This window comes from Salipiger bermudensis, from assembly GCF_017309175.1.
GTDB lineage: Bacteria > Pseudomonadota > Alphaproteobacteria > Rhodobacterales > Rhodobacteraceae > Salipiger > Salipiger bermudensis.
On sequence record NZ_JAEKJV010000012.1, the window covers coordinates 103,292 to 127,481 of the forward strand.

A 24,190-nucleotide genomic window follows, 5' to 3' on the forward strand; every position below is an offset into this window, starting at 1 on the left:
GCCGCTCCCGCGCCCTAAACCTTCCGCCAGACGGCTGAAAGACGGGGGCCCCGAGATGGCAGAGCAGGCGATAGGCGAAACCACGGGCGAGATTGACGTCGAGGCCCTGAGCGAAGATCAGGCGCGGGCCGAGCTTGAGCGGCTGGCGGGGCTTCTGGCGCAGGCAAACCTCGCCTATCATACCGAGGACGCGCCCGAGATCAGCGATGCCGACTACGATGCGCTGAAGCGTCGGAACGTCGCGATCGAAGAGCGATTCCCCGAGCTCAAGCGCGAGGACAGCCCAAGCGAGCAGGTCGGCGCCGCGCTGGCCGAGGGGTTCGGCAAGATCCGTCACGCGCAGCGTATGATGTCGCTGTCGAATGCCTTCGATGAAGACGAGGTGCGCGACTTCGACCGGGGGATCCGCCGCTATCTCGGTTTCGCCGAGGACGCGCCGCTGCCCTTCACCGCCGAGCCCAAGATCGACGGGCTGTCGCTGTCGCTGCGCTACGAGAACGGTGCCCTGATCCAGGCCGCGACCCGCGGCGACGGGGCCACGGGCGAGAACGTCACCGCCAATGCCCGCACCATCGACGACATTCCGCAACAGCTCGAGGGTGCGCCTGAGCTGCTCGAGGTGCGCGGCGAGGTCTACATGAGCCACGCCGATTTCGAGGCGCTGAACGAACGGCAGGAGGCGCGCGGCGGCAAACCCTTCGCCAACCCGCGCAACGCTGCCGCCGGCTCGCTGCGGCAGCTCGATCCCGAGATCACCCGTGCGCGCCCGCTGAAATTCTTCGCCTATGCCTGGGGAGAGCTCTCCGCGCCGCTGGCCGAGACCCAGATGAACGCCATCGAGCGTCTGGCCCAGCTCGGCTTCCAGACCAACCCGCTGACCCGGCTTTGCGATGGCCCGCAGGACATGCTGGATCATTACGCCCAGATCGAGGAACAGCGCGCGACGCTGGGCTATGACATCGACGGCGTGGTCTACAAGGTCAACGATCTCGCGCTGCAGGCGCGGCTCGGCTTTCGCTCGACCACACCCCGCTGGGCCATCGCCCACAAGTTTCCCGCCGAGCTCGCATGGACCCGGCTCGAGGCCATCGACATTCAGGTCGGTCGCACCGGCGCGCTCTCGCCGGTGGCGCGGCTCACGCCGGTGACGGTGGGCGGTGTCGTGGTGTCGAACGCCACGCTGCACAACGAGGATTACATCGCCGGGCGCGACGCCAGCGGCAACCCGATCCGCGACGGCAAGGACATCCGCGTCGGCGATTGGGTGCAGGTCTATCGCGCAGGCGACGTGATCCCGAAGATCGCCGATGTCGACCTGTCGAAGCGCCCCGACGAGGCCGAGCCCTACGCCTTCCCCGAGACCTGCCCGGAATGCGGCTCCGAGGCGATCCGCGAGGAGGGCGACGCCGTACGTCGCTGCTCGGGTGGTCTTATCTGTCCAGCGCAAGCGGTTGAAAAGATGAAGCATTTCGTGTCTCGATCCGCCTTCGATATCGAGGGGCTCGGGGCCAAGCAGGTCGAGCAGTTCTACCGTGACGGCTGGATTTCTGAACCGGCGGAAATCTTCACGTTGCGAGAGCGTTACGGCTCGGGGCTGCAGCAGCTCAAGAACCGCGAGGGCTGGGGGGAGAAGAGCGCGAATAACCTCTTTGATGCCATTGATGAAAAACGGAAAATAGAACTCGGTCGCGTGCTTTTCTCGCTCGGGATCCGCCACGTGGGCGAGGTGGTCGCCAACGATCTCGCGCGCCACTACCTGAGCTGGTCCGCGATGATCGCCGCCATCGACGCGGCGCGCCCCGCCGCCGAGCGCTATCGGCGTGCCGAGCAGGCGGTCGAGGCCGAGCGCGTGGCGGCCAAGTCCGAGGGCCGCCGTGCCCGGCTCAAGGAGATCCGCGATGCCGCCTGGGCCGAAGACCCGGCGGTCTCGACCGAAGCGCGCGCCGCGTGGGACGATCTCGTCGGTGTCGACGGCATCGGCCAAACGGTTGCGGTTTCGCTGGTCACGTCCATGGGCCAGCCCACAGAACGCGCTTCGATCGACCGGCTGGTGGCTCAGCTCGACATTCAGGATGCCGAGCGGCCAGCCACCGACGGCAGCCCTGTCGCCGGAAAGACCGTGGTCTTCACCGGCAGCCTCGAAAAGATGACCCGCGCCGAAGCCAAGGCGCGGGCCGAGGCGCTCGGCGCCAAGGTCTCGGGCTCGGTGAGCAAGAAGACCGACATCGTCGTGGCGGGCCCGGGCGCGGGGTCGAAGGAGGCCAAGGCGCGCGAACTGGGGGTCGAGCTGATGGACGAGGACGCCTGGCTGGCGCTGATCGGAGGCTGAGCCGATGAGCCAGAGGCCCGAAGCCCTCTGGGCGCTCTTCGCCGAGCTCAAGACGCTGGACGGGGTCGGGCCGAAGACCGCGCAGGCGCTCGAGGGGCTCGACATCGTCGCGCCGCGTGATCTGCTTTTCACTCTGCCGCACGGGGTGATCGACCGCCGCCCGCGCGACAGTGTGCAGGATGCAAACCTTCCGGGCGTGGTCACGGTCGAGGTCACGGTTGGGCGGCACATGAAGCCGGCGCAGAAGGGGCGCCCCTATCGCATTCATGTCGAGGACGCGCAGACCGGCTTCCAGCTGGTGTTCTTCCACGGCCGCTCGGACTATCTCGGACGGGTGTTGCCTGAGGGATCGCGGCGCATCGTGTCCGGGCGGGTCGAGCTCTTCGACGGCATGGCGCAGATGGTCCACCCGGACCACATCCTGCCGCCCGATGAGGCCGCGAGCCTGCCCGCCTTCGAGCCGGTCTATCCGCTCACCGGCGGGGTGACGCAGAAGCTCATGGCACGGGCCAGCGCGGATGCACTGACCAAGGCGCCGGAGCTCGACGAATGGATCGACGGTCCATTGAAAGCGCGCGAAGGCTGGCCGGACTGGCGCGCGGCGCTGGAGGCGGCACACGCCCCCGATGGCGCCGACGCTCTGTCCCCGGCGGCGCCTGCGCGGGCAAGGCTGGCCTATGACGAGTTGCTGGCGCATCAGCTCACCCTCGCGTTGGCTCGGGTGCATCGTCGAAAGGGCAAGGGGCGGTCCACGCGCGGTGACGGGGCGCTCCGGCGCAAGGTGCTGGCGGCGCTGCCGTTCCGGCCCACAGGCGCGCAGATGCGGGCGATGGACGAGATCGCCGAGGACATGGCGGGCGGTGAGCGCATGAACCGCCTGCTGCAGGGCGACGTGGGCGCCGGCAAGACGCTGGTGGCCTTCATGGCGCTGCTGGTTGCGGTCGAGGCCGGGGGGCAGGGCGTGATGATGGCCCCCACCGAGATCCTCGCGCGGCAGCATCTCGAGGGGCTGCGACCCCTTGCCGAGAGCGCCGGCGTGGTGGTCGAGATCCTCACCGGGCGCGACAAGGGCAGTGAGCGCAAGGCCAAGCTGGCGGCGCTGGAGCGCGGCGACATCCAGATCCTCGTGGGCACGCATGCGGTGTTTCAGGCCGACGTTGCGTTCCGTGACCTGCGCCTCGCCATCGTCGACGAACAGCATCGTTTCGGCGTGCGGCAGCGGCTCGAGCTGGGGCGCAAGGGAGCCGGCGCGGATGTTCTGGTGATGACCGCGACGCCGATCCCGCGGAGCCTCGCGCTGGCACAATACGGCGACATGGATGTCTCGGTGCTCGACGAGAAGCCGCCGGGGCGCAAGCCGATCCGCACCGCGCTGGTCTCGGCCGAGCGCATGCAGGAGGTGGTGGAGCATCTCGTACAGGCGGTGGCCGAGGGGCGGCAGGCCTATTGGGTCTGTCCGCTGGTCGAGGAGAGCGAGGCAGTCGACCTGACCGCGGCCGAGGAGCGGTTCAAACGGCTCCGCGCGGTCCTGGGCGAGGGCATGGTCGGCCTTGTTCACGGACAGATGCCACCGGCGGAGAAGGACGCCGCCATGGCACGCTTCGTTGCGGGCGAGACTCAGGTCCTCGTGGCGACCACGGTGATCGAGGTTGGCGTCAACGTGCCAAACGCCACGATCATGGTGATCGAGCGCGCCGAATGGTTCGGTCTGGCGCAGCTGCACCAGCTGCGCGGCCGCGTGGGTCGGGGCGAGGGCGACAGCACCTGCCTGCTGATGTACCAGCCCCCCTTGGGTGAGGCGGGCATGAGGCGCCTCAAGACCCTCCGCGAAACCGAGGACGGGTTCCGTATCTCGGAGGTCGACCTCGAGATGCGCGGCGCAGGTGACCTTATCGGCACGGCGCAATCGGGCCTGCCACGCTTCAAGGTGGCCGATCTCGAGCACCAGTCCGGCCTGATGGCGATGGCGCAGAGCGACGCGCGCAAGCTGCTGGCCGACGACCCGACGCTCGAGAGCCCGCGCGGGCGGGCCGCGAAGATGTTGCTCTGGCTGATGCGGCAGGACGAGGCGATCCGGCTGATTTCGGTCGGGTAGCCCCGTTCTGCGTCCGACTGTTCCTATTTTGTTCACACCTGCGATCTTCGGAAAATCAATGTCTTAGCAGCGATCTGTCCGCATGTTCCTCTTCGTGTTCACATATGTTCTCAAAAAGTTCTTTACAGGCCGTTCCCCCTGTGAGAACAAAGTGGCAACAAAATTGAGAACAGGGATCGACACCATGATTGATACGCTTCGCAAGGTTCTTTCGCGCACGGACAACACGCTGATCCACGATATGATCGGCGGCGTCTCTCTGGTCGTCATCCTGATGGGGGCGCTTCACCTGCCCGGTTTCTGACAGTTTCTGCCTGCGGTCTTTCCGGTCGGTCCGGTCTGCGCGTCATCTGTCCCCGATGCGCGGCGGCTGTCCCCGCCTGATGCTCCACTGCCTGGGAGCGATGGCCGGTCCGACCCTTGATAAGACACGCCACTGACCGCCGCCTCCATGTCCCCCGGAGCGCGGCGGTTTTTTTATGTGCTAAGGGAGTTTGCGAGGGGTGCGGGCGGGCCGCCGAGGCCTCAGGCGCTTTGCGCTTCGGCGGCCTGGCTTGCGGCCTCGGTGGCGGCGTCGAGCGCCAGCAGGATCGAGGCGTGGCGGTTCTTGTAGGCCTGCGCCGGACGCAGCACCTCGAGCTCCTGGAACGGCGCCGGCGGGGTCGGGCCGTCTTCCTTCAGCATCGCGCGCAGCGCGTCGCGCGCCGCGGCGATCTCTTCCGGGGTGCGCCCGACGATGGCGTCGCCCACCACTGCCGCAGAGGCCTGGCCAAGCGCGCAGGCCTTCACGTCCTGCGCGTAATCCGACACCACGCCATCGCGCATGGTCAGGTCGACCGTCACCGTCGAGCCGCAGAGCGGCGAGCGTTTCTTGACGCTGGCATCGGGCGCCTCGAGCCGGCCGGTGCGCGGAATGTCTGCCGCGAGGGCGAGGATGCGCTGCGAATAGAGTTTGATGAGGTCGGTCTCGGCGGACATGGCTTTCCCTTTCCGGTCTTGTCTCCTAAATAGGGGCGGATTTCCCGGCTGCAAAAGGATTTTTGCCCCATGAGCTTCGATCCCGAGACTTTGGTCTACGATGCCAAGGGCCTCATCCCCTGCATCGCGCAGGAGGCCGAGACCGGCGAGGTGCTGATGATGGCGTGGATGAACGCTGATGCGGTGGCACGCACGCTGGAGACCGGCCGGGTAACGTACTGGTCGCGCTCGCGCGCATCGTTCTGGGTCAAGGGCGAGAGCTCGGGCCACCTGCAGGAACTGGTGGAGCTGCGTGTCGATTGCGATCGCGACTGCGTGCTCGCGCTGGTGCGCCAGACCGGACCGGCCTGCCACACGAACCGGCGCTCGTGTTTCTATACCGCGCTGCGCGACGGGGACGAGGTCGAGATCATGGCGCCGATGGCGGAGTGAGCCGGGCGCTCTGTCCGCCGGGTGCGCTGGCGGCGATGGCGGTTTGGGGGCGCTGCCCCCGTCGCGGCCTTGCCGCGACTCCCCCGAGGTATTTTTGAACCAGAGAAGATCGGGGCGTGGGGCTCATAGGCCGACCATGCTGCGGATCTCCTGCGGGGTGCGGCCCTCGCTGCGGTAGAGCGCGATGGCGCGGGCGTCGTCGCGTTTGGCGAGACGCTTGCCGCTCTCGTCGCGGATCAGGCGGTGGTGGTGGTAGCGCGGGGTTGTGAGGTCCAGAAGGCCCTGGAGCAGCGCGTGGATGCGCGTGGCCTCGAAAAGGTCGCGGCCGCGGACCACGTCGGTGACGCCTTGCGCCGCGTCGTCGATCACCACCGCGAGGTGGTAGGCGGCGCCCATCTCTCGGCGCGCCAGCACGACGTCGCCGATGGTGGTGATCATCTCGTGCGCCGAGGTCTCGATCGCGCCGGTCTGGCCGTCGGGACCGGCGCCGGTTTCCACGAAGTGCAGCGGCCGGGTCAGGGTCGCGCAAGCGCGGGCCATGTCGAGCCGCAGCGTTGTGTCCTCTGGCCGGGGGCCGGTCGGCGGCGTGGCAGGGCGGCAGGTGCCGGGGTAGATCAGCCCGTCCGGTCCGGTGAGCGGCGCGCCCTCCTGCGGCGCGGAGAGCGCTTCGCGGATGTCGCGGCGGGTGCAGTGGCAGGGATAAAGCAAGCCGCTCTCCCACAGCCGGTCGAGCGCGGCGTCGTAGGCGTCGAGATGCTCGGATTCGCGCCGGCAGGGGGCGGGCCAGTCGAGGCCCAGCCAGCGCAGGTCGTCCTTGAGCTGCGCCTCCCATTCCGGGCGGGCGCGGCTGCGGTCGAGATCGTCGATGCGCAGCAGGAAGGTGCCGCCCGCCGCCGTGGCCATGTCGAAGTTGAGCAGCGCCGAGTAGGCGTGGCCGAGATGCAGTGGACCGGTGGGCGAGGGGGCGAAGCGGGTGATCATGGCGCGCGACCCTAGGCGGAGCCTCGCGCGGCGGCAAGCGCCTGCGACACAATGGCAAGGCATGCGGGGGCAGGGCGCGCGGGCCTTTACGTTCTTGCGCGTTTGGCACTCTATGGGTGCAGGCGACTCGCGATATGCATTTTTGGGTTGTCCTGTTTCTTTGCAATGGAGAGTTCAGATGAAGAGATTTGTCTTTTGTCTTGCCGCGCTCTGCGCCGGCACACCGGCCTTTGCCCTCGATCTGACCAGCCCCGATATCGGCGATGGCGCACCCATAGACGAGAGGTTCGTCTTCGATGGCTGGGGCTGTCCCGGCCAGAATGTGTCGCCGGAGCTGTCCTGGTCCGGCGCTCCGGAGGGCACGGCGTCCTATGCGCTGATGGTGCACGACCCGGACGCGCCGACCGGTGGTGCGGGCTTCTGGCACTGGATCGTGCTCGACATCCCCGCCGACACCGACGGGCTCGGGCAGAACGCCAGCGCCGAGGGCATGCCCGAGGGCGTGACGGTGATCGCCAATGATTTCGGTGCCGAGCGCTGGGGCGGCCCGTGCCCGCCCGAAGGCGACGGCGCCCATCGCTACAACATCACGCTCTACGCGCTGCCCGAGGCGCTTGGCCCGATGGAGGGCGCCTCGAAGGCGGTGATCGGCTTCACCGTCAATGCCAAGGCGCTCGACAAGGCGGTTCTGAGCGGCACCTACGGGCGCTGAGCTGCGGCCAAGAAGACAGGGCGGCCTTGCGGGCCGCCCTCGTGTGTTTGTCTCGCTCAGTCCTCGTCGCGCCAGGCGCGCTCGATGCGGCGAGTGCGGCGCTCTTCGCCGGACTGGTAGATCAGGATCCAGGCCAGCAGAATGAACATCGGGTGGGTCAGTCCGCCCGAGAAGATGATCGCCGGCACCCAGACGAGAAACACCACGATCGACAGGATCGGCCGCCCGGTGAACAGGATCGACAGCGGCGGCAGTAGCAGCGCGAGGACGTAATTCATGCGGGCACCTCCTGCGTCGCGAGCCAGCCGGTCCATTCCGCCTTGGCGCGGTCGGTGTAGGCCTTATAGCGGTCCTTGCGGCCGCGGCGCCCGCCCTTGAGCCCGTCGACCGGGCGGAACAGGCCGAAATTGACGTTCATCGGCTGGAAGGTCTTGGCCTCGGCGCCGCCGGTGATGTGGTGGATCAGTGCGCCATGGGCGGTGTCCTGCGGGATCTCGGGCAGCGGGCGGCCGAGGATCTCGGCGGCGGCCATGCGCCCCGCGGCAAGGCCCATGGCCGAGGATTCCACGTAGCCCTCGACGCCGGTGATCTGGCCGGCGAAGCGGATATTGGGCTTCGAGCGCAGGCGCATCTGGGCATCGAGCAGGGTTGGCGAGTTGAGGAAGGTGTTGCGGTGAATGCCGCCGAGCCGCGCGAACTTGGCCTCCTCGAGGCCCGGGATCATCCGGAACACCTCGGTCTGGGCGCCGTACTTCATCTTGGTCTGGAAGCCGACGATGTTGTAGAGCGTGCCGAGCGCGTTGTCGCGGCGCAGCTGCACCACCGCATAGGCCTTTTCCTCGGGCTTGTGGCTGTTGGTCAGGCCAATGGGCTTCATCGGGCCGTGGCGCAGGGTCTCGCGGCCGCGCTCCGCCATCACCTCGATGGGCAGGCAGCCGTCGAAATAGCCGGCGGTCTCGCCCTCGTGGAAGGCGGTCTTGTCGGCGGCGAGCAGCGCGTCGATGAAGGCCTCGTATTGCGGCTTGGTCATCGGACAGTTGATGTAGGCCTTGCGCTCTTCCTCGGTCTCGCCCTTGTCATAGCGCGACTGCAGCCAGGCCACGTCCATGTCGATGCTGTCGAAATAGACGATGGGCGCGATGGCATCGAAGAAGGCGAGCGCGTCGGCGCCGGTCTCGCGGGCGATGGCCGCGCCGAGCGCGGACGAGGTCAGCGGGCCGGTGGCAAAGATCCACTGGCCGTCCTCGGGCAGCTCGGTGATCTCTTCATCGGAGACTGAGACATTGGGGTGGTCGCGCAGCACCTGGGTGACACCGGCCGAGAACGCATCGCGGTCGACCGCGAGCGCACCGCCCGCGGGCAGGCGGTGGGTATAGGCCTGCCGCATCACCAGCCCGCCGGCCTGCAGCATCTCCCAGTGCAGGAGGCCCACGGCGTTCTGCTCGTGATCGTCCGAGCGGAACGAATTCGAGCAGACCATCTCGGCGAGGTCGCCGGTGCGGTGAGCGAAGGTTTCAACCTTGGGGCGCATTTCGTGGATCACCACGGGAATGCCGGCCTCCGCGGCCTGCCAGGCGGCTTCCGAACCGGCCATGCCGCCGCCGACGATATGCAATCTCTGTGTCATGAAGGGGCAGATAGGGGATCGCGAGGCCGGTGTTAAGGGGCAAGATGCGCCACCGGGCCGCGGATCGTGCGGGAAGCGCCGTGGCAGGGGGCTTGCCCCCTCTTGGCGCTGTGCGCCAATTCACCCCCGAGGTACTTTTGAACCAAAGAAGCCAGGAGCGCTGCGCCCCTGGCTTCTCTTCGTCAAAAATACTCCCGCCGGAGGCGTCCTTCGCGTGCCACGCGCGGACTGCGAACCGTCAGGCGAGCCCGGCCTCTTCAAGCAGGCGCGCGGCCTCGGCATAGGGCGTGGCCAGCGCGTCCTTGTCCTCGCCGGGATGAAAGCGCATGCGGGTTGTGGTGTTCATCGGGCGCGGCTCCAGGATCTGCACCCGCGGGCCGGTCTTGCTGCTCTCGGCCTTCCAGGACCGCGCGAGGGCGATCTGGGCGGCCTTGGTCGCTCCGTAATTGCCGTAAAAGCGCGCGCCCGCATGCGGGTCGTCGAAAAACAGCGCCTGGCCGGTCTCGCCCAGAAGCGGCGCCATGTAGGGCACGAGATAGCCCATCGGCGCCACGTTGATGTCGAGCGCCTTCTGGAAGTCCTTGGGCTCCATGAGGCTCGCCGGCGCCAGTGGCGCGGCGTGGATCGCCGCGTGGACCCAGAGCGCGGCACCGCCCCAGCGGTCGTAGACCGAGCGGCAGAGCTGCGCCATGGCGTCGCGCTTGGTGATGTCCATGGGAGCCAGCGTGGCGCTGCCGCCGCGAGCCTTGATGCGGTCGTCGAGATCCTCGAGCCCGCCCACGGTGCGGGCGACGGCGACGACGTGGTAGCGGGGCGCGAGCGCCTCGGCGAGGGCGAAGCCCAGGCCGCGCGAGGCGCCGGTGACGATGGCAATCTGGTCGGTCATGCCTGCCCCATTGGCCCGCGCGGCGGGGTTTGTCAACGTCCGCCGAGCTGCTCGAGCCAGTAGGCCTTGCCACCCCGCGCCAGCGCGATGCGACCGGTATCGATTGCCACCACCTGGCGGCCGTTCACCCGATCGCCAAGCGCCACCGTGTCGAGCTGCCCGTTGGGCAGACGCACGAGCGCTTCCGGGGCGGTCTCGTTGCCGAACACGCCAAGCAGCATCGGGCCGGTGCGCGGCATCTCGACGGATTCAGTGGCGCGTTCTGCGACCTGTCTCGGGGTTTGTTGCTGAGCCATTCTGGCCATCCTCCTGTCTGGTCCCCTTGGGATGGACGGCTGGATAAAGCCGGTGAACCGGACAGGAAAGACGGGGTGCCGTCACGCCGCCGTGAGTTTGGGGCAGCCTTGGCGGAAGATTGGCGGGAAGGAGCCGGCGCGCCGGCAAGGGCGCGCCGATGCGGCGATTATTCCGCCGCCTTGAGCTTGAAGCCCTTCTCGATCATGTCGGCCGGTTCGACCGGGTACTCGCCCGAGAAGCAGGCATCGCAATATTGCGGGCAGCTGTTGTTGCGGCCCTCGGATTCGCCGGCGGCGCGGTACAGACCGTCAAGAGAGATGAATTTCAGCGAGTCGACGCCAAGGTGCTCGCACATCTCGTCCTCGGACATGGTCGCGGCCAGCAGCTTCTCGCGCTGGGGCGTGTCGACGCCGTAGAAGCAAGGCCACGCGGTCGGCGGCGAGGCGATGCGGAAATGCACCTCGGCGGCGCCGGCATCGAGGATCATCTCCTTGATCTTGCGCGAGGTGGTGCCGCGCACCACCGAGTCGTCGACCAGCACCACGCGCTTGCCGCGGATCAGGGCGCGGTTGACGTTGAGCTTGAGGCGCACCCCCATGTTGCGGATCTGCTCGGTGGGCTCGATGAAGGTCCGGCCCATGTACTGGTTGCGGATGATCCCCATGCCATAGGGAATGCCGCTCTCGTGGGCGTAGCCGATCGCCGCCGGGGTACCGCTGTCGGGCACCGGGCAGACGAGGTCGGCCTCGATCGGGGCCTCGCGGGCCAGCTCGACGCCGATCTGGCGGCGGGTCTCGTAGACCGAGCGGCCGCCGATGATCGAATCGGGGCGCGAGAAATAGACGTGCTCGAAGATGCAGAAGCGCGAGTTGCGGCTGCGGAAGGGATGCGTGCTTTCGACCCCCTTCTCGGTGATCACCACCATCTCGCCGGGCTCGATCTCGCGCACGTACTCGGCGCCGATGATATCGAGCGCGCAGGTCTCGGACGAGAGGCACCAGCCGTCGCCAACCTTGCCCAGCACCAGCGGCCGCACACCGAGCGCATCGCGCACGCCGATCAGCTTGGTCCGGGTCATGGCGACGACCGAGAAGGCGCCCTCGACACGGCGCAGCGCGTCTTCCATCCGGGCCGGGATGTCGCGCTGCAGCGAGCGCGCCATCAGGTGGATGATGCATTCGCTGTCCGACGAGCTCTGGAAGATCGAGCCGCGCTCGATCAGCTCGCGGCGCAGGGCCTCGGCATTGGTGATGTTGCCGTTATGGGCAATCGCCGCGCCGCCCATCGAGAACTCGCCGAAGAAGGGCTGGACGTCGCGGATCTGCGCGCCCTTGGAGCCGGCGGTGGAGTAGCGCACATGGCCGATGGCCAGCGCGCCGGGCAGGGTTTCCATCAGCGACTGCTTGGTGAAGTTGTCGCGGACATAGCCGAAGCGGCGGGCCGAATTGAAGCCGTGCTCGGGGTGGTAGGAGACGATCCCACCGGCTTCCTGCCCGCGATGTTGCAGGGCATGAAGGCCGAGGGCGACGAAATTGGCGGCGTCGGTGACGCCGATCATTCCGAAGACCCCGCATTCCTCGTGCAGCGTGTCGCCGTCGACGGCATCGAAATCAAAGGGATGGGCGGGGGGCATATGGCGCTCGGACAAGGGCAGCTCCGAATCCGGTATTGGGGAGAGATGGCCCCCACATAATCGCATCCGCGATACATGTCACGGAAGGATCATAAAACTCTGGGTTCGCGCAATCACAGCGCGAGTCGGCGCCACGCAGGCGCGACGCATTGCCGCGATCTGCCACTGGCACGTGCAGAAATCCGCTCTAGGTGATGCTGCGACCGCATTTGGAGACCTCGGCATGGACACATTCCTCGGCCTCGACGCAACGCTGCTGGCACGCATCCAGTTCGGCTTTACGGTGTCGTTCCACTTCATCTTCCCGTCGATCAGCATCGGCCTCGCGAGTTACCTCGCGGTGCTGAACGGGTTGTATCTTTGGACGCGGGATGAAGTGTACCTCCGGGTGTTCAACTTCTGGGTCAAGATCTTTGCCATCGCCTTCGGCATGGGCGTGGTCTCGGGCATCGTCATGTCCTACCAGTTTGGCACCAACTGGTCGGTGTTCTCGGATCTGGCAGGGCCCGTGGTCGGACCGCTCATGGCCTACGAGGTGCTGACGGCGTTCTTTCTCGAAGCCGGCTTCCTCGGCATCATGCTCTTCGGCCGCGACAAGGTGGGTCCGGGTCTGCACATGTTCGCGACCGCCATGGTCGCGGTGGGCACGGCGATCTCGGCCACATGGATCCTGTCGGTGAACTCGTGGATGCAGACGCCGCAGGGGTTCGGCATGAACGCCGACGGTCAGTTCATTCCCGAGGACTGGTGGGCCATCGTCTTCACGCCCTCCTTCCCGTATCGGTTGGCGCACACGCTCACCGCCGCCTACCTCACCACCGCCTTCATCGTTGGCGGCGTCGGCGGCTGGCAGTTGCTGCGGGGGCGGGCACACAACGCCGCGGCGCGGCGGATGTTCTCGATGGCGATGTGGATGATCGTCGTGACCGCGCCGCTGCAGGTCATGGTGGGCCACGAGCACGGGCTCAACACGCTCGAGCATCAACCGGTGAAGATCGCCGCGATGGAGGGGCATTTCCACAGCCACGAGGACGGCGCGCCGCTGATCCTCTTCGGCCTGCCGGACCAGGAGGCGGGCGAGATGCGCTACGAGCTGTCGATCCCGCATCTGAGCTCGGTGATCTTCGGGCTGGGCTGGAACGGGGCGATGGAGGGGCTCGACGTGGTGCCCGACGAAGAGGAGCCGCCGGTGGCGGTGATCTTCTGGTCGTTCCGCGTCATGGTCGGCCTCGGCTTCCTGATGGTGGGCGCCGGTCTCTGGGGGCTGTATGCGCGCTGGCGCGGGCATCTCTACGCCTCGCCCTGGCTCTGGCGGGCGATGGTGGCGATGGGGCCGTCGGGGCTGGTGGCGGTGATCGCCGGCTGGATCACCACCGAGGTCGGACGGCAGCCCTATGTCGTCTACAACCAGCTTCGTACCGCCGACGCGGTCTCGCCGCTGGGGGCGAGCGCGGTGGGCTGGTCGCTGATCGCCTTCATCGTGATCTATTTCGCGGTGTTCGGGGCAGGGGTGCTCTACATCCTGCGGCTCATGCACCGCGAGCCCGACACGGGCGAGGACGATGCGGACGCCGAGCCCGGTCCGACCCGCGCCGCCGGCATCACGCCGCAGCAACAGATCGACCGGGGCCGCTCGGCCCCGGCGGAATGAGCCGGAGGAACGCGCAATGGCACTCGATCTGACCACCGCATGGGCGCTGCTGCTGGCCTTCGCCGTCTTCGTCTACGTGGTGCTCGACGGCTTCGACCTCGGGCTCGGCATCCTTTACCCGTTCTTCCCCAAGAAGGACGACCGCGACCTGATGATGAACACCGTCGCCCCGGTCTGGGACGGCAACGAGACGTGGCTGGTGCTGGGCGGAGGCGGGCTCTTCGCGGCCTTTCCACTGGCCTATGCCATCATTCTGCCGGCGACCTACCCGCTGATCATCGCCATGCTGCTTGCTCTGGTCTTCCGCGGCGTGGCCTTCGAGTTCCGCTGGCGCTCGACCAGCCGGTTCTCGCGCTGGAGCTGGGACATGGCCTTCATGGGCGGCTCGACCGTGGCGGCGCTGGCGCAGGGCATGACGCTCGGCACGCTCTTGCAGGGCATCACCGTCGAGGGCCGGGCCTATGCCGGCGGCTGGTGGGACTGGTTGACGCCGTTCACGCTGCTCTGCGGGGTGTCGGTGGTCGCGGGCTACGCGCTTCTGGGCGCTTGCTGGCTCAACCTCAAAACCGAGGGCGAGATCCAGGAACGCTCGCGCTGGATGGCGCGGATCGCCGGGCTGCTGACCGTCGCCGGCATCGTCGCGGTGAGCGCGGCGACCCCCTTCCTCGAGACCGCTTACTTCGAGCGTTGGCTGGCCTGGCCGGGCATTCTCGAGGTGGCCATCGTGCCGGTCCTGGTTGGTGTTCTGACGTTGTGGCTGGCGCGGTCGCTGACCTCCGGCAAGGGGCCGGACTGGCTTCCCTTCGTGCTGGCGCTGGGTCTGTTCCTGCTGTGCTTCGCGGGGCTTGGCGTGTCGATGTGGCCCTATGTGATCCCGCCCTCTGTGACGCTCGAACAGGCCGCTGCGCCAGAGAGGTCGCAGCTCTTCATGTTCGTGGGCGCGGTGGTGCTGGTGCCGATCATCCTTGCCTACACCATCTACGCCTACTGGGTGTTTCGCGGCAAGCTTCAGCTCGGCGAGGGCTATCACTGATGGCGGCGCGGCTGCGCAGGGTCGGGTGGTTCGTGCTGCTGTATTTGTGCGGGCTCGCCGCGGTCGGGGCGGTGGCCTACGCGATCCGGGTCGTGCTGCTGTAGGGGCGGGCAATTAGGTGCGCGCTGTGCAAGGCGAGGGGCTGACGCTGCCGCTTTCTGCGGCCTCTCGCTCACGGCACGCGCGGGATCGGCGCCAATGGCCCTGCGCATCGCCGGGTCAGCCGTTTGCGGCGAGGTCCGAGCGCTGTGGGGCGCGGAATCAAGGCCGGAGGCCGCCGCGCCATCGGTCATGCTGAAAGCATGCCTCCGGCAAGACCCGCCCCCCGGCCTGGCGATATGGTGGGGCTGGGTACTCAACTTCGAGGTCCTTCGGACTTGGCCGAGATAAATCGAGAAATTCAATCTGTCATTCGCCACCCCGCAGGCTGGCGATGGCGCGGCGGGTCGAGAGGTCGCAAGCGTCTCTGGAAACGAAGACGCGCGGCCGAGACGGCCGCGCGCTTTGCATTCCGGGAAGCCTATTTGGCTCAGGCGTCGTTCGGGCCCGGCGCCTGGCAGACTGCGACCAGCTCTTCGTATTGGCGGGTAACCCAGCCGAGCGCGGCCTCAGGGTTCTGTTCCTCGATGCGGTCGGTGAACTGGGCGAAAACCGCCGCCGAGCGAGAGTCGTCGATCATCGGGATGCCCTGCGCGGTGATCACCGTCTGGTAGACGAAGAAGCCGATCGCCACGAGCAGGATGCCGCGTGCGACCCCGAACATGAAGCCAAGCCCCTGATCGAGCCCGCCAAGCGCCGAGCGCTGCACCAGGCTCGAGAACACCGGGGTGAAGAGCGAGATGATCACCAGCGCCAGCGCCAGCACCGCGGCGAAGGCTGCGATCAGCGACAGCTCGCAGCTGTCGGTGAGGAACTCGCCGATCACCGGCGCTTCCTGCACCAGCGGCTGCACCTGAGGCGCGAACATGTAGGCCAGGATGGCGGCGGCAATCCAGCCGGCGATCGCCAGGGCCTCGCGGACGAGGCCGCGGGAATAGGCCAGCAGCGCCGACAGCACGATGACGACGGCAACGACGCCATCAACTACAGTGAAACCTTCCATCCGATCCTGTCCCTTGTCGTCCCGGTCTGTGCGGGCCCTCTTAACCGGCGCCGAAGACCTCGCCAACCACGCTGGCGAGATCCGCCATTTCGGTCAGCTCCATCCCGGAACCCTTGGCCTTGCCGCCGCGCGGCAGAATGGCTGTGGAGAAACCAAGTTTCTGCGCCTCTTTCAACCGGTTTTCGGTCTGACCCACCGGACGCAGCGCGCCAGAGAGGCTGATTTCCCCGAAAACCACCGTCTCGGGCGGAACTGCCACATCCTCGCGCGCCGAAAGAAGGGCTGCGGCAACGGCGAGATCGGCAGCCGGCTCGCTTACCTTCATGCCACCCGCCACGTTGAGATAGACGTCGAGCCCGGCGAAGGGGATGCCACAACGCGCCTCGAGCACCGCGAGGATCATCGCCAGCCGGCTGCCGTCCCAGCCCACCACCGTGCGGCGCGGGTTGGCCTGCGGCGTGGGCGCGACCAGCGCCTGGAACTCGACCAGAACAGGGCGGGTGCCCTCGATGCCCGAAAAGACCACCGAGCCGGGGGCCGGCTTGCCGCGCTCGGACAGGAACAGCGCCGAGGGGTTTGCCACCTCCGAAAGCCCCGCGCCGGTCATCTCGAAGACGCCGATCTCGTCGGCCGGGCCGAAGCGGTTCTTGACGCTGCGCAGGATGCGGAACTGGTGGCCGCGCTCGCCCTCGAAATACAGCACCGTGTCGACCATGTGCTCGACCACGCGAGGGCCGGCGATCTGGCCATCCTTGGTCACGTGGCCGACCATGATGACACTCGTGTTGCGGCTCTTGGCGAAGGTCGTGAGCTCATGCGCGGCGGCACGCACCTGCGCCACCGAGCCCGGCGCCGAGCCCACGTTGTCGGCCCACATGGTCTGGATCGAGTCGATGATCGCCAGCGTCGGGCGTTCTTCCTCGAGCGTGGTCAGGATGTCGCGCAGGTTGGTCTCGGCGGCGAGCTTGACCGGCGCCTGTTCGAGACCCAGCCGCTGCGCCCGCATCCGAACCTGCGCGCTGGCCTCCTCGCCGCTGGCATAGATCACCTTGAGCCCGGCCTGCGCGAAGGCGGCAGCGGCCTGAAGCAGCAGCGTCGATTTGCCGATGCCCGGATCGCCGCCCACGAGGATCGCCGAGCCCGGGACCAGCCCGCCACCCAGCACCCGGTCGAGCTCGCCGATGGCGCAGGCGGTGCGCGGCGGCGGCGCTTCGGGATGCGACAGGTCGGTCAGCTTGGCAGCGCGGCCACGCGCGTTGCCGAGGGTCTTGCCGGAGGGGCCGCTCGACAGCGGCGCCTCCTCGACGATGGTGTTCCATTCGCCGCAGGCTTCACAGCGCCCCGACCATTTCGAGGTGGTGTTGCCGCAGGACTGGCAGACAAAATTGGTGGATGCACGCGCCATGCCGCCTCTTTGGCGCAGCGGCCGGTGAGGTGCAAGCGCCTCGGAACGCGGCGAGAGTTATTCCGCCGCGCGCCGCGCCAGCATCGCGACCACCGGCTCGGGATGGGCAGTCTCGTGTTCGTCGTCCTCGTAGTGATCCGGCCCCGTGACCCAGCCGGACTGCACGTTGCTCAGCGTGGCGACATTCTGCGCCGGCTCCTGGTGTTCGGACACGTTGATCTCGGGCAGGATGCCCTCGAGCTGTTCGCAGAGCCGTGTCAGCTGGGCCTCGGCCACGTCCTCTTCGAGCTCGACGCGCATGTGCCAGTTGTGGATCTCGTTGGCGACGCGCTTGGCCTCTTCGAGGCGGATGTTGAAATCCTCGATCTCCTGCTGGCGCGCGGTGAGGAAATCGCGGGCGCGCTGCACCTTGCTGTCGGAATAGACCTCGGCCAGCTCGTGCGAGACGTGGCTCATCTGGGCCGCCACCTCGAGCACCGACGGCTCCAGATCGCCGAGATCGGGATGATCGCGCAGGAAGGCGATGCGCTCGCGCACCGAATCGAACTCGGACGACATGGTGAACACACCCTCGCGGTCGGCCCGGTGCGAGGCGGCATAGGCGCGGGCAACGTCGCGCATGGTCATGTGGAAGCGCCGATGCGAGTTTTCCAGCGTCATGATGCGGGCGTTGGAGGGCAGGAAGAACATCAGCCCCAACGCCAGTGCGGTAAGGCCGAGCTGGATGTAGATGCCGGCCTGCGGCATGACCTGATCTCCGAAGGTGAGCGGCATGGTCAGCCAGTCGGCATAACCGAGCGCGGCGGCGGCAGAATATGCGCCAAGGCCAAGTCCGAGGGAGAGGATCAGCAGGAAGGAGACCCGCTGCATGAGATATTGGATGAGTAGGGCCGTGGCACGCATCTGCGTCATCATGGGTCTATGCCCCCGGAAAAATTATGAATTGCATAAATCGACAACGGCAAGAATACGCCGAAGGTTGCAATTTCACCTAGATTTTTTTTGAAGGCGGCGAGAGCAACCCGGTCGAGGTTAGGTAATTCTTAACCGAATCAGAGAACTGTTTCCTGATTCAGGTCAACTGTGGCGTGTTTTATCCCGGGATTCCGCCAACGAAATCAGGAGCGATGCGAGGATGCAGCCGGTGAACAGGTAGAGCCCCCAAGCGGTCTCGATCCGGCCCACGCCGATGCCCTTGGCCAGCGTGATATAGACCGCGATGAGGAAGATATCGGCCATTGCCAGCTTGCCGAGGATGTTCACGGCGGGCAGGGCGCGCCGGTCGAGCAGGCCGAACTGGATGAGTGCAAGGCCCAGTGTCTTGAGCCACGGCGCGAAGAGCGCAAAGACCGTGACAATGAGCGCGAGAAAGATGTCGCTGTCCCACAGCGCCTGAAGCCCGGACAGCACGCTGATCTCGTCGAGCCCGAAGAGCGGCAGGAAGCCCGCGCGCACCAGGGGCGCCGCCCAGGCCACCGGATAGAGCACGAGAAGCGCGAGATTCGCGGCTTTCAGCACCGGTACGGTCAGGCGCGGGGCGGCCATCGGCTCAGACCAGACGCGTGGCGAGCCAGAGGCCAAAAAGGAGGATCAGCAGAACCACATGCGCGATGTCGAGCCCCCGTCCGCGGCTGCCGGGCAGGTAGGCGCTGGCGGCCAGGACGAGCGAGGGGATCAGCAGAGGCAGGATGCCGCCGCCCATAGCCATGAACCGCGCCGCCGCTCCGGCCACGGCGCCCCCGGTCAGCCCGGCCACCGGGGCAAGGAGCACGATGGCCCCGAACACCGCCAGCACCAGCGCCACCACCGCCGCCCCACGGGACGGGCCGGCGGCGCGCATCGCGCGGGCCAGCGCCAGCGCGGCGACAAGCTCGAGGAAGATGAAGCGCTTGAAGATCAGGAAGGCAAGCAGGATGGGGGTGGGCTCTAGCATGATTTACCTCACGGCCTCGATCGGGCCCTCGGCGCGCCCGTGGATGAATTGTTGCAGATAGGGGTCGGCGGCGCGGTCCATCTCGGCCACAGGGCCAGTCCACTTGATGACGCCGTCATGCAGCATCGCCACGTCATCGGCGATGGCGCGCACCGAGCTCATGTCATGGGTGATGGTCATCGCGGTGGCCCCCATCTCGATGACGATCTCGCGGATCAGATCGTTGATCACGCCGGCCATGATCGGGTCGAGCCCGGTGGTGGGCTCGTCGAAGAAGATGATCTCGGGGTCGGCGGCGATGGCGCGGGCGAGGCCCACGCGCTTCTGCATCCCGCCCGAGAGCTCGGCCGGGAAGGCATCGGCCACGTCCGGGGTGAGGCCGACGCGGCGTAGCTTCTCGATGGCGATCTCGCGCGCCTCGCGTTTCGGGCGCTTCAGCGCGCCGCGCAGCAGGCGGAAGGCGACGTTCTGCCAGACAGGCAGCGAGTCGAAGAGCGCACCCCCCTGGAACAGCATTCCGAAACGGGCGAGAAAGGCATCGCGGTCGCCCTCGTGCATGTCATGGCCATCGACGAAGATCTGCCCGGCATCGGGCTCGATCAGCCCGAGGATGCACTTCAGCGTCACCGATTTGCCGGTGCCCGAGCCGCCGATGATCACCATCGAGGTGCCGCGCGGGATGCTCAGATGCACGTCGCGCAGCACGGTCTTGTCACCGAAGGCCTTGGCCACGTGGCGCATCTCGATCATCGGGGGCAGCGCGTCGGTCATATCGAGAAGAACACCCCCGTGAGCAGGAAGTTCGCCGCAAGGATCAGCACCGCCGCCGCTTCGACCGAGCCCTTGGTGGCGCGGCCCACGCCCTGCGCGCCGCGACCGGACTGCATGCCGTAGTAGCACCCCATCAGCGCCGCGATGCCGCCGAAGGCGCAGCCCTTGACCAGCGACGACACGATGTCGAGCGGCTCGAGGAAATCGACGGTGTTCTCGAGATAGGCCGCCGGGTTGAAGCCGAGCGAGCCGGTGGCGACGAAATAGCCGCCGAAGATGCCGATCACGTCGCCGACCGCCACCAACAGCGGCACCACGATCAGCGCGGCGAGGAGGCGCGGGGCGACGAGGTATTTCATCGGGTGGGTCGAGAGCGTCACCAGCGCGTCGATCTGCTCGGTCACCTTCATCGTGGCGATCTCGGCGGCGATGCTCGAGGTCACCCGCGCGGCGATCATCAGCCCCACCAGCACCGGCCCGAGCTCGCGCACCATGCCGATGGCGACGATCTGCGGCACCACCGCCTCGGCATTGAAGCGGGCGCCTCCGGAATAGATCTGCAGCGCCAGCGCGCCGCCGGTGAACACCGCCGTCAGCCCCACCACCGGCAGCGACAGCCAGCCGATCTGCAACAGCGCGTTGAGGAACTCGCGGCCGTAAACCGGCGGGCGAACCACATGGCTGATCGCGGAACACGCAAACAGTGCGACGCGCCCGATGGCGGCAAGCAACCCAAGAGCCGCGCGGCCGATCAGCGCCAGTGGCGTGGCGAGGCTCATGCCCCGGTATAGGTCCGGGCGTAGCGGTTGCCGAGCGAGGTCAGAACCTCGTAGCCGATTGTGCCGATGGCGTCGGCCACGGTGTCGACGCCTTGTTTCTGGCCCAGAAGCTCGACCTGCTCGGGCACCTCCCTGAGCGCGGTGACGTCGATGGTGATCAGGTCCATCGAGACCCGGCCGAGGATCTTGCAGCGGGTGTTTCCAGCCCAGACATAGCCCTTCTTGGCCAGCGCCCGGTGGATGCCGTCGGCATAGCCCGCGGCGATGGTGGCGACCTTGGTGGGCACGCGCGCAACCCAAGCGTTGCCATAGCCCACCGACTCGCCCGGCGTGACCTCGCGGGTCTGGATCACCGGCAGCATCAGCCCGACCACGGGCGTGGCATCGGCGAAGGGCAGACCGCCATAGATGCCGATGCCGGGGCGGGTGACCTCGAAATGGTAGTCCGGGCCCATCAGGATGCCGCCGGTGGCCGAAAGCGAGCGCGGCGCATCGATGTCGTCGGTCATTTCGCGGAAGGTGCGCAGCTGCAGCGCATTCATGCCGTGCTCGGGCTCGTCGGCGCAGGCCAGGTGCGACATCACCAGCCGCGGCTTCTGCGCCAGTGCGATCTCGCGCAGCGCCGCCCATTCCGACGGCTCCATGCCAAGTCGGTTCATGCCGCTGTCGAGCTGGATGCCGAACGGATGGCCGGGCAGGGCCTCGACATGGCGCAGCATCTGGTCGATCGAATTGATCATCGGCACGAGGTTCGCGGCGCGCAGCGCCTCGGCATCGCCCTTCATGTGGCCGGAGAACACGCAGATCTCGGGCCCCTCGCCAAGCACCCGGCGCAATGTCACGCCTTCCGAGGCGATGGCGACGAAGAAGCGCTTGGCGCCGGCGTCGGCCAGCACCGGGGCGACCTTGTCGACCCCCAGCCCGTAGGCATCCGCCTTGACGACGGCCCCGGCCTCGCCGGTGGTGAGATCTGCGAGCGCGTGCCAGTTGGCGCGGATCGCGGCGAGGTCGATAGAAAGCTGTGCCTGTGCCATGCCTTGCTTGAAATCCAACCCCGCAGGGGCGTCAAGTGGGAAAGCGGTCGCGGGCAGCGGCTCAGAAGCCGTCGCCGTCCTGCTGCCACGGTTTGACGAGGTTTCCGAAGCGGGTGAACTGGCTTTCAAAGGACAGCTCGACGGTGCCGATGGGGCCGTGACGCTGCTTGCCGATGATCACCTCGGCCTTGGCGTGCAGACGGCTCATGCGCTCCTGCCACGCGGCCATCTCGTCGAGACGGTCGTCCGAGGGCTTCTCGCGCTCGACATAGTATTCCTCGCGGAACACGAACATCACCACGTCGGCATCCTGCTCGATCGAGCCTGATTCGCGCAGGTCCGAGAGCTGCGGCCGCTTGTCGTCGCGGCTTTCCACCTGGCGCGACAGCTGCGACAGCGCGATCACCGGGATGTTGAGCTCCTTGGCGATGGCCTTCAGGCCCATCGAGATCTCGGCGATCTCCTGCACCCGGTTGTCAGCGGTGCCGCGCAACAGCTGCAGGTAGTCGACGATGATCAGATCGAGCCCGTGGGTCCGCTTCAGCCGGCGCGAGCGCGCGGCAACCTGGCTGATCGGCAGGGCCGGGGTGTCGTCGATGAAGAGCGGGCAGGCCTCGAGCTCCTTCGCGGCCTCGACGAAGCGGCGGAATTCCTTCTCGTCCATGTCGCCCTGGCGGATCTTGTGGCTCGAGATCTCCGAGGCCTCGGCGAGGATCCGGCCGGCGAGCTGCTCGGCGCTCATCTCGAGGCTGAAGAAGCCCACGACGCCGCCGTCGATGGCGCCCTCGGAGCCGTCATGCTTCTGGCCGCGCTTGTAGGCCTTGGCGATGTTGAAGGCGATGTTGGTGGCGAGCGACGTCTTGCCCATCGAGGGGCGCCCGGCGAGGATCAGAAGGTCCGACGGGTGCAGGCCGCCGAGCTTCTTGTCCATGTCGATGAGCCCCGTCGAAATGCCGGCCAGACCGCCCTCGCGCTGGTAGGCGGCGTTGGCCACGTTCACGGCCTCGGTCACGGCGCGCAGGAAGGACTGGAAGCCGCCCTCGGTCTGGCCCTGTTCGGCCAGCTTGTAGAGCGCCTGTTCGGCCTCGACGATCTGCTCCTTGGGCTCGGATTTCACGTCGACCTTGGCGGCCTTCGAGGCGATGTCACGGCCCAGCTGGATCAGGTCGCGGCGCACCGCGAGATCATAGATCATCTGGGCGTAATCGCGGACCGCGAAGCTCGAGACCGCGGCGCCGGCGAGACGCGCAAGATATGCCGGCCCGCCGAGCTCTTTCAGGCCCTCGTCATCCTCCATGAACGCCTTCAGCGTCACCGGGGAGGCGAGGTTGTTCTTGGCGATGCGCGCGGCGGCGATCTCGTAGATGCGGGCGTGCACCGGCTCGAAGAAATGGTGCGCGCTGAGGATCGCAGCGACCCGGTCGTAGATGTCGTTGTTGGTCAGGATCGCGCCCAGCAGCTGCTGCTCGGCCTCGATCGAATGCGGCATCGTTTCCGGCTGCTCGACCTCGACGCCGGTCGGATTGAACACGCTGTGATCGTTCATTGCTCTGCCCTGTCCTTGCCTGTCTCTGCCCTGTTATCCCACTGCCCAGGTGGTTCGTGCGTGATAGCCAATGACGGCGCAAACACCAATCGGGATATGTTTGTGGACAACCGGCGGATAAGCCGGTGGAGATCGCGAACAGCGCCCGCGACCGTCTTCATATCGTATCACGGCCGGGAAGTATCGCAACATTTAGAGAGCCCGTCGCGATTCTCCACGGCGCGTCGTCCGGCTTGAAAACTGGCCTATGCGCCGTTTTCCGCCTGCCATTTGCGCGGGTCGGCGAGGAACGCCTCGACCTGCGCGAGGGTGTCGGCGTCAAAGCCGCCGCGCGCCTTGGCCTCGGCCAGCACGTCGTGCCAGGTGCAGAGATAGTGCAGCTCGACGCCGTGATCGCCGAGCGTCTTGGTGGTCTCGGGGAAGATGCCGTAATAGAAGATGACGGCGGTGTGGGCACAGCTGGCGCCGGTCTCGCGGATCGCGTCGACGAAGCTCAGCTTCGAGCCGCCATCGGTGGTGAGATCCTCGACCAGCAGCACGCGCTGGCCTTCGGTCATCACGCCCTCGATGCGGGCGTTGCGGCCATAGCCCTTGGGCTTCTTGCGCACATAGGTCATCGGCAGCGCCATGCGCTCGGCCACCATGGCGGCAAAGGGGATGCCCGCGGTCTCACCGCCGGCGATGTTGTCGAAGGCCTCGAAACCGGCATTGCGCATCACGGTGACGGTGAGGAAATCCATCAGGGTCGAGCGCACGCGCGGGAACGAGTTCGGCTTGCGGCAGTCGATATAGACCGGCGAGGGCAGGCCGGAGGCCAGCTTGAACGGCTGGCCGTTCTCCATGAAATGCACCGCGCCGATCTCCCACAGCATGCGCGCGGTGAGGCGGGCCATTTCTTCGGACGAGGGATAGGACGAGGGGATCATCGGGCGCACTCCAGGCTGAAAGACGCCGTCCCTCTAGCCC

Annotated in this window: 24 protein-coding genes; 7 read left to right on the plus strand and 17 right to left on the minus strand. The window is 67.2% G+C overall.

Annotation, left to right across the window (positions count from 1 at the left end; translation table 11 throughout):
* Window positions 1-55: 55 nt before the first annotated feature.
* Together ligA and recG are read left to right on the plus strand one after the other, a co-directional pair.
* Window positions 56-2,329 (plus strand): NAD-dependent DNA ligase LigA, encoded by a 2,274-nt coding sequence (gene ligA, locus JF542_RS16460; protein ID WP_207076636.1) that lies wholly within the window; start codon window positions 56-58, stop codon window positions 2,327-2,329.
* Window positions 2,330-2,333: 4 nt separating this feature from the next.
* Window positions 2,334-4,424 (plus strand): ATP-dependent DNA helicase RecG, encoded by a 2,091-nt coding sequence (recG, locus tag JF542_RS16465; protein WP_207076637.1) that lies wholly within the window; start codon window positions 2,334-2,336, stop codon window positions 4,422-4,424.
* A gap of 525 nt (window positions 4,425-4,949) precedes the next feature.
* On the opposite strand, the gene JF542_RS16470 is transcribed toward recG, so the two are convergent.
* Window positions 4,950-5,402 carry an iron-sulfur cluster assembly scaffold protein gene (locus JF542_RS16470; RefSeq protein WP_007800225.1) on the minus strand — a complete coding sequence of 151 codons (453 nt, stop codon included), beginning with the start codon at window positions 5,400-5,402 and terminating at the stop codon, window positions 4,950-4,952.
* Window positions 5,403-5,471: 69 nt separating this feature from the next.
* Between JF542_RS16470 and hisI the strand changes: the two genes are divergently transcribed.
* Complete coding sequence (hisI, locus tag JF542_RS16475) at window positions 5,472-5,834, plus strand: phosphoribosyl-AMP cyclohydrolase (protein ID WP_207076638.1); 363 nt, start codon at window positions 5,472-5,474, stop codon at window positions 5,832-5,834.
* 123 nt (window positions 5,835-5,957) lie between these two features.
* On the opposite strand, the gene gluQRS is transcribed toward hisI, so the two are convergent.
* On the minus strand, window positions 5,958-6,815 hold the full coding sequence (gene gluQRS / locus JF542_RS16480) for a tRNA glutamyl-Q(34) synthetase GluQRS (RefSeq protein WP_207076639.1): 858 nt from the start codon (window positions 6,813-6,815) through the stop codon (window positions 5,958-5,960).
* Between the two features lie 178 nt (window positions 6,816-6,993).
* On the opposite strand from gluQRS, the gene JF542_RS16485 reads away from it, so the two are divergent.
* Complete coding sequence (locus JF542_RS16485) at window positions 6,994-7,527, plus strand: YbhB/YbcL family Raf kinase inhibitor-like protein (protein WP_207076640.1); 534 nt, start codon at window positions 6,994-6,996, stop codon at window positions 7,525-7,527.
* Window positions 7,528-7,583: 56 nt separating this feature from the next.
* On the opposite strand, the gene JF542_RS16490 is transcribed toward JF542_RS16485, so the two are convergent.
* The 5 genes from JF542_RS16490 to purF form a co-directional block, all read right to left on the minus strand.
* Window positions 7,584-7,805, minus strand: a complete 222-nt coding sequence (locus JF542_RS16490) for a hypothetical protein (RefSeq protein WP_207076641.1) — start codon at window positions 7,803-7,805, stop codon at window positions 7,584-7,586.
* Window positions 7,802-9,154: a methylenetetrahydrofolate--tRNA-(uracil(54)-C(5))-methyltransferase (FADH(2)-oxidizing) TrmFO gene (gene trmFO, locus JF542_RS16495; protein ID WP_040544808.1), complete on the minus strand. Its 1,353-nt coding sequence runs from the start codon at window positions 9,152-9,154 to the stop codon at window positions 7,802-7,804. The genes JF542_RS16490 and trmFO overlap by 4 nt, the downstream gene beginning before the upstream one ends.
* Before the next feature lie 238 nt (window positions 9,155-9,392).
* Window positions 9,393-10,040, minus strand: coding sequence for an SDR family NAD(P)-dependent oxidoreductase (locus JF542_RS16500; RefSeq protein WP_207076642.1), 648 nt, complete (start codon window positions 10,038-10,040; stop codon window positions 9,393-9,395).
* A 32-nt stretch (window positions 10,041-10,072) separates the two neighbouring features.
* Window positions 10,073-10,336: an amidophosphoribosyltransferase gene (locus JF542_RS16505; protein WP_242533798.1), complete on the minus strand. Its 264-nt coding sequence runs from the start codon at window positions 10,334-10,336 to the stop codon at window positions 10,073-10,075.
* 167 nt (window positions 10,337-10,503) lie between these two features.
* The gene (gene purF, locus JF542_RS16510) at window positions 10,504-11,970 is read right to left on the minus strand and encodes an amidophosphoribosyltransferase (RefSeq protein WP_007800237.1); all 1,467 of its coding nucleotides are present in this window, start codon (window positions 11,968-11,970) and stop codon (window positions 10,504-10,506) included.
* Window positions 11,971-12,193: 223 nt separating this feature from the next.
* On the opposite strand from purF, the gene JF542_RS16515 reads away from it, so the two are divergent.
* Genes JF542_RS16515 through JF542_RS16525 form a run of 3 tightly spaced genes read left to right on the plus strand, consistent with a single transcriptional unit; the run spans window position 12,194 to window position 14,758 of the window.
* Window positions 12,194-13,621, plus strand: coding sequence for a cytochrome ubiquinol oxidase subunit I (locus JF542_RS16515; RefSeq protein ID WP_207076643.1), 1,428 nt, complete (start codon window positions 12,194-12,196; stop codon window positions 13,619-13,621).
* A 16-nt stretch (window positions 13,622-13,637) separates the two neighbouring features.
* Window positions 13,638-14,654: a cytochrome d ubiquinol oxidase subunit II gene (gene cydB / locus JF542_RS16520; RefSeq protein ID WP_207076644.1), complete on the plus strand. Its 1,017-nt coding sequence runs from the start codon at window positions 13,638-13,640 to the stop codon at window positions 14,652-14,654.
* Window positions 14,654-14,758 (plus strand): hypothetical protein, encoded by a 105-nt coding sequence (locus JF542_RS16525; RefSeq protein ID WP_007800242.1) that lies wholly within the window; start codon window positions 14,654-14,656, stop codon window positions 14,756-14,758. Before cydB ends, JF542_RS16525 begins: the two co-directional genes overlap by 1 nt.
* Before the next feature lie 425 nt (window positions 14,759-15,183).
* On the opposite strand, the gene JF542_RS16530 is transcribed toward JF542_RS16525, so the two are convergent.
* The 10 genes from JF542_RS16530 to JF542_RS16575 form a co-directional block, all read right to left on the minus strand.
* Entirely contained in the window at window positions 15,184-15,756 is a 573-nt protein-coding gene (locus tag JF542_RS16530) for a CvpA family protein (protein ID WP_207076645.1), read from the minus strand.
* A gap of 40 nt (window positions 15,757-15,796) precedes the next feature.
* A complete protein-coding gene (gene radA / locus JF542_RS16535) occupies window positions 15,797-17,161 on the minus strand; it encodes a DNA repair protein RadA (RefSeq protein ID WP_007800245.1) in 1,365 nt (454 codons plus the stop codon).
* Between the two features lie 57 nt (window positions 17,162-17,218).
* Window positions 17,219-18,064, minus strand: a complete 846-nt coding sequence (locus tag JF542_RS16540; RefSeq protein ID WP_423734654.1) for a DNA repair protein — start codon at window positions 18,062-18,064, stop codon at window positions 17,219-17,221.
* 174 nt (window positions 18,065-18,238) lie between these two features.
* Window positions 18,239-18,706 (minus strand): paraquat-inducible protein A, encoded by a 468-nt coding sequence (locus JF542_RS16545; protein WP_007800250.1) that lies wholly within the window; start codon window positions 18,704-18,706, stop codon window positions 18,239-18,241.
* A gap of 4 nt (window positions 18,707-18,710) precedes the next feature.
* On the minus strand, window positions 18,711-19,094 hold the full coding sequence (locus JF542_RS16550; protein WP_007800252.1) for a hypothetical protein: 384 nt from the start codon (window positions 19,092-19,094) through the stop codon (window positions 18,711-18,713).
* Between the two features lie 3 nt (window positions 19,095-19,097).
* On the minus strand, window positions 19,098-19,844 hold the full coding sequence (locus tag JF542_RS16555) for an ABC transporter ATP-binding protein (protein WP_207076670.1): 747 nt from the start codon (window positions 19,842-19,844) through the stop codon (window positions 19,098-19,100).
* Window positions 19,845-19,861: 17 nt separating this feature from the next.
* Window positions 19,862-20,644, minus strand: coding sequence for an MlaE family ABC transporter permease (locus tag JF542_RS16560; protein WP_207076647.1), 783 nt, complete (start codon window positions 20,642-20,644; stop codon window positions 19,862-19,864).
* Entirely contained in the window at window positions 20,641-21,678 is a 1,038-nt protein-coding gene (alr, locus tag JF542_RS16565; RefSeq protein WP_207076648.1) for an alanine racemase, read from the minus strand. The genes JF542_RS16560 and alr overlap by 4 nt, the downstream gene beginning before the upstream one ends.
* Window positions 21,679-21,739: 61 nt before the next feature.
* The gene (locus JF542_RS16570) at window positions 21,740-23,224 is read right to left on the minus strand and encodes a replicative DNA helicase (protein WP_007800257.1); all 1,485 of its coding nucleotides are present in this window, start codon (window positions 23,222-23,224) and stop codon (window positions 21,740-21,742) included.
* A 245-nt stretch (window positions 23,225-23,469) separates the two neighbouring features.
* Complete coding sequence (locus JF542_RS16575) at window positions 23,470-24,150, minus strand: orotate phosphoribosyltransferase (protein WP_207076649.1); 681 nt, start codon at window positions 24,148-24,150, stop codon at window positions 23,470-23,472.
* Window positions 24,151-24,190: the final 40 nt, after the last annotated feature.